Below are 14948 nucleotides of genomic sequence, written 5' to 3'. Positions count from 1 at the left end.
TATCATATACCAAAAATGTTCTAGTGTCGTTATATTATGGAATCAATGTAATATTCTTAATTGTGTCTACTCATATAGAGATGCTCTTGAATTCTTTTTAGGCCTTCTCGTATTTTCTTCGCCCTTACTTCCCCAATTCCTTCCACATCATCCAATTCATGAATAGTCGCGCGACAAACTCCTTGCAACGTTTTGAATCGATTAATTAAATTTTCAATGATAAGTGGCGGAACACGAGAGATTTTGCTTGTAATTCGATATCCCCTTGGCGTCACACTTTCTTCTAAACTGGTTTGCCCTGGATAGCCAAGTAATTTAACTAAATCACTATCCTCTAAAAGTTGTGTATTTGCAAGGTCCTGTAACTTTTTCAAAATTTGATGATGGTCTTGTGTTTTCTCCTGGTGATAATCTTTAATTAACAATGCTGCCTCTGCTTCTAAATCAGCTAGCAATTCTGTAAGCTGTAAACGAATTAACCTACCTTCTGTTCCTAACTCATGAATATAGCTCAATATTTCATTTTTAATACGCAGTACCATTTCAACACTATGTAAAACGTGAACTACCTCAGACATTGTAACGACCTCTTCAAATTCTAGAATGCCCAAATTCGTAATACCATCATTCCATACAGCCTTATATTTTTCTAACGTTTGAATAGCTTGATTTGCTTTTGTTAAAATAACCCCTATATCTTTTAGTGTATAACGTAAGTTCCCTTGATATAGCGTAATTACGTTACGTCTTTGTGAAATGGCCACAACAAGACTACCCGTCTGCTTCGCTACACGTTCTGCTGTTCGGTGACGCATACCTGTTTCAATAGAATCAATAGATGCCTCCGGAACTAACTGTGCATTCGCTATTAAAATTTTACTTCCCGTTTCATTTAAAATAAGTGCCCCGTCCATTTTTGCTAATTCATATAAACTAGCAGGAGAGAATGCACAATTAATGTGAAAACCACCATCAACAATACTTTTAATCTGCTCATTATATCCAAGAACAATTAGCCCCCCTGTTTGTGCGCGAAGTACATTATCTATCCCTTCACGCAGTGGTGTTCCTGGGGCCACGAGCTGTAAAATATTAATCATACTTTTGACACGTTGCTTATTTTCTTCCATAGCCTAGCCTCCTAATGTCAAACGAAGCGCTTCTCCTAAATTAGAAACACCTACAACCTCAATCCCATCCGGAATTGTCCATCCTCCTAAGTTTTTTCTAGGAATAATAACACGTTGAAATCCTAATTTAGCCGCTTCTTGTACACGTTGTTCGATTCTTGATACTCTTCTTATTTCTCCAGTTAATCCTACTTCTCCTATTACTGCATCAGTTGGTGCCGTAGATTTATCCCTAAAACTTGAGGCTATACTTAAAGCCACTGCTAAATCAATTGCCGGTTCGTCTAATTTCAAACCACCAGCTACTTTTAAATATGCATCTTGATTTTGCAATAGTAAACCTGTTCTTTTTTCTAATACTGCCATAATAAGCGAAACACGGTTATGATCAATTCCCGTCGCCATTCTTCGAGGATTTCCAAAACTAGTAGGGGAGATTAATGCTTGTATTTCTACTAAAACAGGTCTTGTTCCTTCCATTGAAGCAACTACTGTTGATCCTGCAACACCAACCGGCCTTTCCTCAAGGAAGATTTCGGAAGGATTTAAAACTTCCGCAAGACCAAGCTCTTTCATTTCAAAGATACCCATTTCATTCGTGGAACCAAAACGGTTCTTCACAGCTCGTAAAATACGATACGTATGGTGTCGATCTCCTTCAAAGTAAAGAACTGCATCGACCATATGTTCTAACATACGAGGTCCTGCAATTGCTCCTTCTTTTGTCACATGCCCGACGATGAAAATAGGGATTCCTTTTGTTTTTGCAAGTTTCATTAATTCCGCTGTACATTCACGTACTTGTGCCACACTTCCTGGTGCTGACGTCACCTCAGGTAAATGTATTGTTTGAATAGAATCAATAACAACAAAAGCTGGATTCATCTCTTCAATATGTGCTGCAATACGCTGCAGGTCTGTCTCTGCTACAACAAATAGATTGCTACCCTTTACATGCAAACGATCTGCACGAAGTTTAATCTGCTTTGCCGACTCCTCACCCGATATGTATAATACATCATATGAAGAATCTGCTAATTGTGATGAAATTTGTAATAGTAATGTTGATTTCCCAATCCCAGGGTCTCCACCAATAAGTACTAAGGACCCATCTACAATTCCGCCACCAAGCACACGATTAAACTCTTGAAATTCCGTTTCAATACGTGCCTCAGACTTTGTTTCTACTTCGGTAAGACGTCTTGGTTTTGTTACTTCCGTTTGAATTGCATTCGCGTAATTAAGGCGCCTGGATGATACAACTGGCTCCATTTCTTCAACAAGTGTATTCCATTGACCACATCCAGGACATTTACCCATATATTTTGGTGACTGATAACCACATTCTTGACATATAAATTTCGTTTTCTTTTTAGCCATATCTTTTTATAGTTCACTTCACTTTCGTCTATAAACGTTTATCCTTCTCGTACAAGAAAGAGGGCTATCGCGTAGCCCTCTTTGTTTGTCTATACTTATTTTACCTTTTCCGCACTATGAATGACAAATGATTCTCCTTCTACATCAAAGATAACTTTTTGTCCTTTCTCAATAGCACCTTTTAAAAGTTCTTCTGATAGTCTATCTTCTACATGTTTCTGAATTGCTCTACGAAGTGGACGAGCACCGTATTCACGATCAAATCCTTTATCAGCAATAGCTGAAATTGCCCCTTCCGTTAAGTGCAATTCGATTTCTTGTTCTTTTAAGCGATTTACTAACTGATTTACCATAAGAGTTACAATCTCTTGAATATGTTTTTTCTCAAGCATATGGAATACGATAATTTCATCAATACGGTTTAAGAATTCTGGACGAAATGCCTTTTTCAACTCATCCATTACTTTACCTTTCATATCCGAATAATCACGGCTTTCATCTTGGACATTAAATCCAAGATGTTTGTTACGTTTTAACGCCTCGGCACCAACGTTAGACGTCATAATAACAATTGTATTACGGAAATCAACTGTACGTCCTTTAGAATCTGTTAAACGACCATCTTCTAATACTTGTAGTAAAATATTAAACACATCCGGATGAGCTTTCTCTACCTCATCTAATAATACAACTGAATATGGCTTGCGACGAACTTTCTCTGTTAATTGTCCACCTTCTTCATATCCAACATATCCTGGAGGAGAACCAACTAAACGGGAAGTAGAATGCTTCTCCATGTACTCTGACATATCGATGCGAATCATTGCATCTTCATCACCGAACATAGATTCTGCTAGTGCTCTTGCAAGTTCTGTTTTACCTACACCTGTTGGTCCTAAGAAAATAAATGAACCAATCGGGCGCTTCGGATCTTTTAATCCTGCTCTTGCACGACGAACAGCTTTTGCTACAGCTACTACTGCTTCATCTTGACCAATCAAACGATCATGAAGAATGGATTCTAAATTTAATAATTTATCAGTCTCTGTTTGTGCAAGTTTAGAAACTGGGATACGCGTCCATGTAGAAACGACATTTGCAATATCTTCTACCGTAACCTCTGAATTTTCTTTTCCTTGTTGCTCTTTCCATTGACGTTTTGTATCTTCTAACTTCTCACGTAAGCGTTGCTCCATATCACGTAAGGATGCAGCCTTTTCAAATTCTTGACTTTGTACAGCTGCATCTTTTTCTTTTCGAATCTCCTCAAGCTTCACTTCAAGCTCTTTTAAGTTTGGTGGTGTTGTATAAGAACGTAAGCGAACTTTTGAAGCAGCTTCATCAATTAAATCAATTGCTTTATCCGGTAAAAAGCGATCTGTAATATAACGATCTGAAAGTTTTACAGCTGCATCAATAGCGTCATCTGTAATAGATACACGGTGATGCGCCTCATAACGATCACGTAAACCTTTCAAGATTTGAATCGATTCTTCTAAACTTGGCTCATCAACATGAATTGGTTGAAAACGTCTTTCTAAAGCCGCGTCTTTTTCAATATATTTACGATACTCATCTAAAGTTGTTGCCCCAATACATTGTAGCTCTCCTCGTGCTAAAGATGGTTTTAAAATATTCGATGCATCGATTGCACCTTCTGCTCCACCTGCACCAATTAATGTATGAAGCTCATCAATAAATAGAATAATATTGCCTGCTTGGCGAATTTCATCCATCACTTTCTTTAAACGATCTTCAAATTCACCACGATATTTCGTTCCAGCTACCACTGTACCCATATCTAATGTCATAACACGCTTATCTCTTAAAGTTTCAGGAACTTCATTATTTACAATTTGCTGTGCTAATCCTTCTGCAATTGCCGTTTTACCTACACCAGGCTCACCAATTAATACTGGGTTATTTTTCGTTCTACGGCTTAATACCTCAATTACACGTTGAATTTCTTTACCGCGTCCAATAACAGGGTCTAAGCGATTTTCACGTGCAACAACTGTTAAGTCCCGTGCTAAACTGTCAAGTGTCGGTGTATTTGCATTTGTTGCTGAACCACCTTGATGACCTGAACTAGCTTCATTACTTCCAAGAAGTTGTAACACTTGTTGTCTTGCTTTATTTAGACTTACACCTAAATTATTTAAAACACGTGCGGCTACACCTTCACCTTCACGGATTAAACCGAGTAAAATGTGTTCTGTTCCAACGTAAGAATGGCCTAGCTTACGCGCTTCATCCATAGATAATTCAATAACCTTTTTAGCACGAGGTGTATAATGTACAGTTTGAGAAGCTTCTGTTCCTCGCCCAATTAACGCTTCTACTTCTTTTTGAACTTTCTCTGGACTTAATCCAAGAGCAATTAATGCTTTTGCTGCAATTCCTTCACCTTCGCGTACAAGCCCAAGTAAAATATGTTCTGTTCCAATATTATTATGCCCAATACGAATTGCTTCCTCTTGAGATAAAGCTAACACTTTCTGTGCTCTTTCTGTAAATCTTCCAAACATCATAGAAATCGCCTCCTACTTGCGCTTAGTTTTTTTCAATACGTAATCGCTCACGGATTAAGGTTGCTCTTCGATAATCTCTTTCTTCTGGCCCTAAAGGTCCACCTGCGTATTGTTGTAAAATACCTGGTTGCGTAAGAACCATTAGCTCAGTCAAAATATTTCTCGATATACCTTTTATATATCCTAGATCAATACCAAGTCGTACATCTGATAAGCAATTGGCTGCTTCTGCAGATTGAATTAAACGACTGTTTGCTAGTATGCCGTAAGAACGATAAACCTTATCTTCAAGTTCAATACTTGAATTTTGTACAATTAATTCTCTAGCCATTTTTTCTTGCTGTATAATTTGTTGAATGACACTCTTTAAATCTGCAATAATATCTTCTTCAGACTTTCCTAGCGTCATTTGATTTGAAACTTGAAATATATTACCTAACGCTTCGCTACCTTCACCGTATATTCCTCTTACTACTAACCCTAATTTTTGAATTACTTGTATAATACGGCTAATTCTTTTTGTTAAAACCAGTCCCGGTAAATGAATCATCACAGAAGCTCTTAACCCTGTGCCAACATTAGTAGGACAACTCGTAATATATCCAAGTGATTCATCAAAAGCGTATTCAACTTCTTTCTCAATCCAATTATCTATTTGATTGGCACTTTGAAGTGCCTCTGATAACTGTAATCCTGAAAATAGGCACTGAATCCGAATATGGTCTTCTTCATTAAGCATAACACTAATATGTTCACTTTCTGATAGTAGACATGCTCCATATTCTGTCCCTGCAAGATTTGGACTAATTAAATGCTTTTCGACTAAAACTCTCCTTTGAAGAGGGGTTAATTCATTCATCTTTAATAGTCCAAACTCCCCAAAGGGCCCTACTGCTTTATTTATAAATTTCTTTTTGAATAATTCATGAATCTGTTTAGCTTCTTCTTCGTTTTGCATAGTGGAAAATTGATATTGTTTAAAATTACGAGCCAAACGAATTCGACTACTTAAAACAATATCAGAATCAGGGCCATCCCCCTTCATCCATGGACTAATTGCTTCGTTCATAATTTTGTCCAGTGACATAGAACTATTCCCCCTCTCTATGCTCACTAAGCTGTATTTCAAGACCTCGGATCTTATCTCTTACCTCTGCAGCTTTCTCAAATTCCTCTTTCTGTACGTATTGTTTCAGAATAAGTTTTAGTTCATCTAATTCTTTCTTTAAGTGGATATTTCCTTCTATACGTTCCGGAATTTTTCCACAATGTTCTGTATGCCCACCGTGAAGGCGTTTTAATAATGGCTTTAAATGCTCCTTAAATGTATCGTAACAAGAATAACAGCCAAAACGTCCGACTTTTGTAAATTGTTCATATGTCATCTTACAATCTGGACATCTTACTATATCTGCATTTGAAAATCCATTTTTTCCTTCTTCAAACATTGTTGATTCACCGTGTAATAAACCAGCAAATAAATCATGAAATGAAAAGTTAGACTGCGATGATTGAAAGAAAGACGTATAGCCACTTTGCTCTGCACATTGCTCACAAAGATGAACTTCCGCCTTCTTCTCGTTAATTACTTTTGTATAATGTAAAGTTGCTGGTCTTATATTACAGTTTTGACAAGTCATCACTATCCCCACCTTTACAACAGGAACGCTCTATCTCATGGTACTTTTCATACATTACTAGATTGTTCGCTTTCCTGAATCCGTTTAAATAAAAGTGCATGTTCTTTTTCAAAACTTCTACAATATTTAACTGCTTTATCTTAGTTATCGTTCTTTTACAAAAGTTATATTTATTTATATTTCAGTGTTCTTAACATTGCGCATAATATTCGAGCCCTAAGTTCATCTCGAGAAGGAACATCCATTGATAATACAGAACGATCTATTACGCTTAGCATCAGTTTCGCTTCACGATTTGTTATGATTCCCTCTTCTATTAAACGTATAATCATACTTTCTGCATTCCCTTGCGCAACGCTATGATCAATCATATGAAGCATTTGATCAATAATATCTATATCGTCATGCAGTTTGACTTTTATAATGCGAATGTAACCTCCTCCACCACGTTTACTTTCTACTACAAATCCTCTTTCTAACGTAAAACGGGTATTGATTACATAATTGATTTGAGATGGTACGCACTCGAATCGATCCGCAATCTCATTTCTCTTGATTTCAATCACATTATTATTGCTTAAGTCAATAACTTGCTTTAGATATTGCTCAATGATATCAGATATATTTCTCATTTATCCGCCACCTTTATTGACTTTGACTATCTTTGACTTTAATTATATACGTATTAATAAAATTTGCAACACTTTTGCTTATTCACTATCCTAGCCACATTCCCCTGCATTTAATCAAAATAGTAATTATTTAAACATATTTTTTAATTACTATAGATTATAAAAGAAAACACGAAAAAACACGAGTCAAATGACTCGTGTTTTAGTTGCTTGGCGACGTCCTACTCTCACAGGGACAAGGTCCCAACTACCATCGGCGCTAGAGAGCTTAACTTCCGTGTTCGGTATGGGAACGGGTGTGACCTCTCTGCCATCATCACCAAACTATGAAGGCATATTCCTTCAAAACTAGATAACATTTGCTACATATTATATGGTTAAGTCCTCGATCTATTAGTATTCGTCAGCTCCACATGTCACCATGCTTCCACCTCGAACCTATCAACCTGATCATCTTTCAGGGATCTTACTAGCTTACGCTATGGGAAATCTCATCTTGAGGGGGGCTTCATGCTTAGATGCTTTCAGCACTTATCCCTTCCGCACATAGCTACCCAGCTATGCCCTTGGCAGAACAACTGGTACACCAGCGGTGCGTCCATCCCGGTCCTCTCGTACTAAGGACAGCTCCTCTCAAATTTCCTACGCCCACGACGGATAGGGACCGAACTGTCTCACGACGTTCTGAACCCAGCTCGCGTACCGCTTTAATGGGCGAACAGCCCAACCCTTGGGACCGACTACAGCCCCAGGATGCGATGAGCCGACATCGAGGTGCCAAACCTCCCCGTCGATGTGGACTCTTGGGGGAGATAAGCCTGTTATCCCCGGGGTAGCTTTTATCCGTTGAGCGATGGCCCTTCCATGCGGAACCACCGGATCACTAAGCCCGACTTTCGTCCCTGCTCGACTTGTAGGTCTCGCAGTCAAGCTCCCTTATGCCTTTGCACTCTACGAATGATTTCCAACCATTCTGAGGGAACCTTTGGGCGCCTCCGTTACACTTTAGGAGGCGACCGCCCCAGTCAAACTGCCCACCTGACACTGTCTCCCGGGTCGATAAGACCCGTAGGTTAGAATTTCAATACAGTCAGGGCGGTATCCCACCAGCGCCTCCACCGAAGCTAGCGCTCCGGTTTCAATGGCTCCCGCCTATCCTGTACAAACTGTACCAAAATTCAATATCAGGCTACAGTAAAGCTCCACGGGGTCTTTCCGTCCTGTCGCGGGTAACCTGCATCTTCACAGGTACTATAATTTCACCGAGTCTCTGGTTGAGACAGTGCCCAAATCGTTACACCTTTCGTGCGGGTCGGAACTTACCCGACAAGGAATTTCGCTACCTTAGGACCGTTATAGTTACGGCCGCCGTTTACTGGGGCTTCAGTTCAGAGCTTCGCTTACGCTAACCCCTCTCCTTAACCTTCCAGCACCGGGCAGGTGTCACCCCCTATACTTCGCCTTACGGCTTCGCAGAGAGCTGTGTTTTTGCTAAACAGTCGCTTGGGCCTATTCACTGCGGCTTTCCGTTAAGAAAGCACCCCTTCTCCCGAAGTTACGGGGTCATTTTGCCGAGTTCCTTAACCAGAGTTCTCTCGCACACCTTAGGATTCTCTCCTCGCCTACCTGTGTCGGTTTGCGGTACAGGCACCTTTTATCTCGCTAGAAGCTTTTCTTGGCAGCGGGGAATCAAAGACTTCGCTCCATAAGGAGCTTCCCCATCACAGCTCAGCCTTTACGATAAGCGGATTTGCCTACTTATCAGCCTAACTGCTTGGACGTGCACAACCAATCGCACGCTTCTTCTATCCTTCTGCGTCCCTCCATTGCTCAAACGATAAAGAGGTGGTACAGGAATATCAACCTGTTGTCCATCGCCTACGCCTGTCGGCCTCGGCTTAGGTCCTGACTAACCCTGAGCGGACGAGCCTTCCTCAGGAAACCTTAGGCATTCGGTGGACGGGATTCTCACCCGTCTTTCGCTACTCATACCGGCATTCTCACTTCTAAGCGCTCCACCAGTCCTTCCGGTCTGACTTCACTGCACTTAGAACGCTCCCCTACCACTGATACCATTGGTATCAATTCGCAGCTTCGGTGGTGTATTTAGCCCCGGTACATTTTCGGCGCAGAGTCACTCGACTAGTGAGCTATTACGCACTCTTTAAATGGTGGCTGCTTCTAAGCCAACATCCTAGTTGTCTAAGCAACTCCACATCCTTTTCCACTTAATACACACTTTGGGACCTTAGCTGGCGATCTGGGCTGTTTCCCTCTTGACTACGGATCTTATCACTCGCAGTCTGACTCCTAAGGATAAGTCATTGGCATTCGGAGTTTGACTGAATTCGGTAATCCGATGAGGACCCCTAGTTCAATCAGTGCTCTACCTCCAAGACTCTTACACTTAAGGCTAGCCCTAAAGCTATTTCGGGGAGAACCAGCTATCTCCAGGTTCGATTGGAATTTCTCCGCTACCCACACCTCATCCCCGCACTTTTCAACGTGCGTGGGTTCGGGCCTCCATTCAGTGTTACCTGAACTTCACCCTGGACATGGGTAGATCACCTGGTTTCGGGTCTACGACCACGTACTAAACGCCCTATTCAGACTCGCTTTCGCTGCGGCTCCGCCTCTTCAGCTTAACCTTGCACGGGATCGTAACTCGCCGGTTCATTCTACAAAAGGCACGCCATCACCCATTAACGGGCTCTGACTATTTGTAGGCACACGGTTTCAGGATCTCTTTCACTCCCCTTCCGGGGTGCTTTTCACCTTTCCCTCACGGTACTGGTTCACTATCGATCACTAGGGAGTATTTAGCCTTGGGAGATGGTCCTCCCAGATTCCGACGGAATTTCACGTGTTCCGCCGTACTCAGGATACATTCAAGAGAGAACGAAGTTTCGACTACGGGGTTGTTACCCTCTACGACGGACCTTTCCAGGTCGCTTCGTCTACCTCGTTCCTTTGTAACTCCGTATAGAATGTCCTACAACCCCAAGAGGCAAGCCTCTTGGTTTGGGCTATGTTCCGTTTCGCTCGCCGCTACTCAGGAAATCGCATTTGCTTTCTCTTCCTCCAGGTACTTAGATGTTTCAGTTCCCTGGGTCTGTCTTCCATACCCTATGTATTCAGGTAAGGATACCATACCATTACGTATAGTGGGTTTCCCCATTCGGAAATCTTCGGATCAAAGCTTACTTACAGCTCCCCGAAGCATATCGGCGTTAGTCCCGTCCTTCATCGACTCCTAGTGTCAAGGCATCCACCGTGCGCCCTTTCTAACTTAACCAAACTAAAATTAAAAAAATATGAGCTACACTGTTATCTAGTTTTCAAAGAACATACATTTATATATGAGAGATAGTTCTCTCAAAACTGAACAAAACGAAACACGGAAACTTATATTGATAAGCAGCGCTTATCAATTCTCCATAGAAAGGAGGTGATCCAGCCGCACCTTCCGATACGGCTACCTTGTTACGACTTCACCCCAATCATCTGTCCCACCTTAGGCGGCTGGCTCCAAAAAGGTTACCCCACCGACTTCGGGTGTTACAAACTCTCGTGGTGTGACGGGCGGTGTGTACAAGGCCCGGGAACGTATTCACCGCGGCATGCTGATCCGCGATTACTAGCGATTCCAGCTTCATGTAGGCGAGTTGCAGCCTACAATCCGAACTGAGAACGGTTTTATGAGATTAGCTCCACCTCGCGGTCTTGCAGCTCTTTGTACCGTCCATTGTAGCACGTGTGTAGCCCAGGTCATAAGGGGCATGATGATTTGACGTCATCCCCACCTTCCTCCGGTTTGTCACCGGCAGTCACCTTAGAGTGCCCAACTTAATGATGGCAACTAAGATCAAGGGTTGCGCTCGTTGCGGGACTTAACCCAACATCTCACGACACGAGCTGACGACAACCATGCACCACCTGTCACTCTGCTCCCGAAGGAGAAGCCCTATCTCTAGGGTTTTCAGAGGATGTCAAGACCTGGTAAGGTTCTTCGCGTTGCTTCGAATTAAACCACATGCTCCACCGCTTGTGCGGGCCCCCGTCAATTCCTTTGAGTTTCAGCCTTGCGGCCGTACTCCCCAGGCGGAGTGCTTAATGCGTTAACTTCAGCACTAAAGGGCGGAAACCCTCTAACACTTAGCACTCATCGTTTACGGCGTGGACTACCAGGGTATCTAATCCTGTTTGCTCCCCACGCTTTCGCGCCTCAGTGTCAGTTACAGACCAGAAAGTCGCCTTCGCCACTGGTGTTCCTCCATATCTCTACGCATTTCACCGCTACACATGGAATTCCACTTTCCTCTTCTGCACTCAAGTCTCCCAGTTTCCAATGACCCTCCACGGTTGAGCCGTGGGCTTTCACATCAGACTTAAGAAACCACCTGCGCGCGCTTTACGCCCAATAATTCCGGATAACGCTTGCCACCTACGTATTACCGCGGCTGCTGGCACGTAGTTAGCCGTGGCTTTCTGGTTAGGTACCGTCAAGGTGCCAGCTTATTCAACTAGCACTTGTTCTTCCCTAACAACAGAGTTTTACGACCCGAAAGCCTTCATCACTCACGCGGCGTTGCTCCGTCAGACTTTCGTCCATTGCGGAAGATTCCCTACTGCTGCCTCCCGTAGGAGTCTGGGCCGTGTCTCAGTCCCAGTGTGGCCGATCACCCTCTCAGGTCGGCTACGCATCGTTGCCTTGGTGAGCCGTTACCTCACCAACTAGCTAATGCGACGCGGGTCCATCCATAAGTGACAGCCGAAGCCGCCTTTCAATTTCGAACCATGCAGTTCAAAATGTTATCCGGTATTAGCCCCGGTTTCCCGGAGTTATCCCAGTCTTATGGGCAGGTTACCCACGTGTTACTCACCCGTCCGCCGCTAACTTCATAAGAGCAAGCTCTTAATCCATTCGCTCGACTTGCATGTATTAGGCACGCCGCCAGCGTTCATCCTGAGCCAGGATCAAACTCTCCAATAAAGTTAGTTTGTCTAGCATCTAAAAATAAAAATTGACGTTTCACGTTGTTTGTTTCGTTCAGTTTTCAAAGAACTAATGGTGGAGCCTAGCGGGATCGAACCGCTGACCTCCTGCGTGCAAGGCAGGCGCTCTCCCAGCTGAGCTAAGGCCCCAAACAAGTATCGGGAAGACAGGATTTGAACCTGCGACCCCCTGGTCCCAAACCAGGTGCTCTACCAAGCTGAGCCACTTCCCGAAAGAAAACGCGCCCGAGAGGAGTCGAACCCCTAACCTCTTGATCCGTAGTCAAACGCTCTATCCAATTGAGCTACGGGCGCATATGGTGCCGAGGGCGGGGGTCGAACCCGCACGGTGGTCACCCACCGCAGGATTTTAAGTCCTGTGCGTCTGCCTGTTCCGCCACCCCGGCATGTCATATTGAAAATTGGAGCGGAAGACGGGATTCGAACCCGCGACCCCAACCTTGGCAAGGTTGTATTCTACCACTGAACTACTTCCGCAAGACATGTTTGAGATATTTTATTAAAAGTGCGGGTGAAGGGAGTCGAACCCCCACGCCAAAGGCGCTAGATCCTAAGTCTAGTGCGTCTGCCAATTCCGCCACACCCGCATATTTCATTGAAATGGTGAGCCATGAAGGATTCGAACCTTCGACCCTCTGATTAAAAGTCAGATGCTCTACCAACTGAGCTAATGGCTCTCAAAATTAAAACTGGTGCCGACTAGAGGACTTGAACCCCCAACCTACTGATTACAAGTCAGTTGCTCTACCAATTGAGCTAAGTCGGCTAAATGGTGGAGGATGACGGGATCGAACCGCCGACCCCCTGCTTGTAAGGCAGGTGCTCTCCCAGCTGAGCTAATCCTCCATTTGCCTGGCAACGTCCTACTCTCACAGGGACAAGGTCCCAACTACCATCGGCGCTAGAGAGCTTAACTTCCGTGTTCGGTATGGGAACGGGTGTGACCTCTCTGCCATCATTACCAGACTGTATTCATTTAAGACAAGAATTATTGTAACTCATTTAACTTTTAAAGTCAACAAGTTTTTTATATTCTTTCAAAACTAGATAACATTGCTTCATATTATATGGTTAAGTCCTCGATCTATTAGTATTCGTCAGCTCCACATGTCACCATGCTTCCACCTCGAACCTATCAACCTGATCATCTTTCAGGGATCTTACTAGCTTACGCTATGGGAAATCTCATCTTGAGGGGGGCTTCATGCTTAGATGCTTTCAGCACTTATCCCTTCCGCACATAGCTACCCAGCTATGCCCTTGGCAGAACAACTGGTACACCAGCGGTGCGTCCATCCCGGTCCTCTCGTACTAAGGACAGCTCCTCTCAAATTTCCTACGCCCACGACGGATAGGGACCGAACTGTCTCACGACGTTCTGAACCCAGCTCGCGTACCGCTTTAATGGGCGAACAGCCCAACCCTTGGGACCGACTACAGCCCCAGGATGCGATGAGCCGACATCGAGGTGCCAAACCTCCCCGTCGATGTGGACTCTTGGGGGAGATAAGCCTGTTATCCCCGGGGTAGCTTTTATCCGTTGAGCGATGGCCCTTCCATGCGGAACCACCGGATCACTAAGCCCGACTTTCGTCCCTGCTCGACTTGTAGGTCTCGCAGTCAAGCTCCCTTATGCCTTTGCACTCTACGAATGATTTCCAACCATTCTGAGGGAACCTTTGGGCGCCTCCGTTACACTTTAGGAGGCGACCGCCCCAGTCAAACTGCCCACCTGACACTGTCTCCCGGGTCGATAAGACCCGTAGGTTAGAATTTCAATACAGTCAGGGCGGTATCCCACCAGCGCCTCCACCGAAGCTAGCGCTCCGGTTTCAATGGCTCCCGCCTATCCTGTACAAACTGTACCAAAATTCAATATCAGGCTACAGTAAAGCTCCACGGGGTCTTTCCGTCCTGTCGCGGGTAACCTGCATCTTCACAGGTACTATAATTTCACCGAGTCTCTGGTTGAGACAGTGCCCAAATCGTTACACCTTTCGTGCGGGTCGGAACTTACCCGACAAGGAATTTCGCTACCTTAGGACCGTTATAGTTACGGCCGCCGTTTACTGGGGCTTCAGTTCAGAGCTTCGCTTACGCTAACCCCTCTCCTTAACCTTCCAGCACCGGGCAGGTGTCACCCCCTATACTTCGCCTTACGGCTTCGCAGAGAGCTGTGTTTTTGCTAAACAGTCGCTTGGGCCTATTCACTGCGGCTTTCCGTTAAGAAAGCACCCCTTCTCCCGAAGTTACGGGGTCATTTTGCCGAGTTCCTTAACCAGAGTTCTCTCGCACACCTTAGGATTCTCTCCTCGCCTACCTGTGTCGGTTTGCGGTACAGGCACCTTTTATCTCGCTAGAAGCTTTTCTTGGCAGCGGGGAATCAAAGACTTCGCTCCATAAGGAGCTTCCCCATCACAGCTCAGCCTTTACGATAAGCGGATTTGCCTACTTATCAGCCTAACTGCTTGGACGTGCACAACCAATCGCACGCTTCTTCTATCCTTCTGCGTCCCTCCATTGCTCAAACGATAAAGAGGTGGTACAGGAATATCAACCTGTTGTCCATCGCCTACGCCTGTCGGCCTCGGCTTAGGTCCTGACTAACCCTGAGCGGAC

General features: G+C 44.0%; 6 protein-coding genes, 9 tRNA genes and 5 rRNA genes (1 of these 20 cut by a window edge). All 20 read right to left on the bottom strand.

Annotated elements, in window-relative coordinates:
• Positions 1 to 56 precede the first annotated feature (56 nt).
• Positions 57 to 1130 (bottom strand): DNA integrity scanning diadenylate cyclase DisA, encoded by a 1074-nt coding sequence (disA, locus tag MHI26_RS00535; protein ID WP_000392164.1) that lies wholly within the window; start codon positions 1128 to 1130, stop codon positions 57 to 59.
• A 3-nt stretch (positions 1131 to 1133) separates the two neighbouring features.
• Positions 1134 to 2510, bottom strand: a complete 1377-nt coding sequence (gene radA / locus MHI26_RS00530) for a DNA repair protein RadA (RefSeq protein WP_001085199.1) — start codon at positions 2508 to 2510, stop codon at positions 1134 to 1136.
• A gap of 95 nt (positions 2511 to 2605) precedes the next feature.
• Entirely contained in the window at positions 2606 to 5041 is a 2436-nt protein-coding gene (clpC, locus tag MHI26_RS00525) for an ATP-dependent protease ATP-binding subunit ClpC (protein WP_000971173.1), read from the bottom strand.
• 22 nt (positions 5042 to 5063) lie between these two features.
• Complete coding sequence (locus MHI26_RS00520) at positions 5064 to 6128, bottom strand: protein arginine kinase (RefSeq protein WP_000050834.1); 1065 nt, start codon at positions 6126 to 6128, stop codon at positions 5064 to 5066.
• 4 nt (positions 6129 to 6132) lie between these two features.
• Positions 6133 to 6681 carry a UvrB/UvrC motif-containing protein gene (locus MHI26_RS00515; RefSeq protein WP_000128386.1) on the bottom strand — a complete coding sequence of 183 codons (549 nt, stop codon included), beginning with the start codon at positions 6679 to 6681 and terminating at the stop codon, positions 6133 to 6135.
• Between the two features lie 170 nt (positions 6682 to 6851).
• Positions 6852 to 7313: a transcriptional regulator CtsR gene (gene ctsR, locus MHI26_RS00510; RefSeq protein ID WP_001244560.1), complete on the bottom strand. Its 462-nt coding sequence runs from the start codon at positions 7311 to 7313 to the stop codon at positions 6852 to 6854.
• 208 nt (positions 7314 to 7521) lie between these two features.
• A 5S ribosomal RNA gene (gene rrf, locus MHI26_RS00505) occupies positions 7522 to 7637 on the bottom strand.
• A 49-nt stretch (positions 7638 to 7686) separates the two neighbouring features.
• Positions 7687 to 10608, bottom strand: a 23S ribosomal RNA gene (locus tag MHI26_RS00500).
• A 146-nt stretch (positions 10609 to 10754) separates the two neighbouring features.
• A 16S ribosomal RNA gene (locus MHI26_RS00495) occupies positions 10755 to 12306 on the bottom strand.
• 76 nt (positions 12307 to 12382) lie between these two features.
• Positions 12383 to 12458 (bottom strand) — tRNA-Ala (locus MHI26_RS00490).
• 9 nt (positions 12459 to 12467) lie between these two features.
• Positions 12468 to 12541: transfer RNA gene (locus tag MHI26_RS00485), tRNA-Pro, on the bottom strand.
• Between the two features lie 8 nt (positions 12542 to 12549).
• Positions 12550 to 12623: transfer RNA gene (locus tag MHI26_RS00480), tRNA-Arg, on the bottom strand.
• 3 nt (positions 12624 to 12626) lie between these two features.
• Positions 12627 to 12715 (bottom strand) — tRNA-Leu (locus tag MHI26_RS00475).
• A 16-nt stretch (positions 12716 to 12731) separates the two neighbouring features.
• Positions 12732 to 12806 (bottom strand) — tRNA-Gly (locus tag MHI26_RS00470).
• A 29-nt stretch (positions 12807 to 12835) separates the two neighbouring features.
• Positions 12836 to 12916, bottom strand: a tRNA-Leu gene (locus tag MHI26_RS00465).
• 14 nt (positions 12917 to 12930) lie between these two features.
• Positions 12931 to 13006, bottom strand: a tRNA-Lys gene (locus MHI26_RS00460).
• Between the two features lie 13 nt (positions 13007 to 13019).
• Positions 13020 to 13095, bottom strand: a tRNA-Thr gene (locus tag MHI26_RS00455).
• Between the two features lie 4 nt (positions 13096 to 13099).
• Positions 13100 to 13175 (bottom strand) — tRNA-Val (locus MHI26_RS00450).
• A gap of 4 nt (positions 13176 to 13179) precedes the next feature.
• Positions 13180 to 13295: ribosomal RNA gene (rrf, locus tag MHI26_RS00445) — 5S ribosomal RNA — on the bottom strand.
• A 101-nt stretch (positions 13296 to 13396) separates the two neighbouring features.
• Positions 13397 to 14948 (bottom strand): 23S ribosomal RNA (locus MHI26_RS00440); it runs 1370 nt beyond the window's last position.
• The 16S, 23S and 5S rRNA genes sit together here with 9 tRNA genes alongside, the layout of an rRNA operon.

Origin of the sequence: Bacillus sp. FSL K6-1218 (assembly GCF_038006445.1) — a bacterium.
GTDB classification, from domain to species: Bacteria; Bacillota; Bacilli; order Bacillales; family Bacillaceae_G; genus Bacillus_A; species Bacillus_A thuringiensis_S.
Note: the sequence above shows the minus strand (reverse complement) of the source record. Positions and strands in the feature narration are given on the sequence as shown.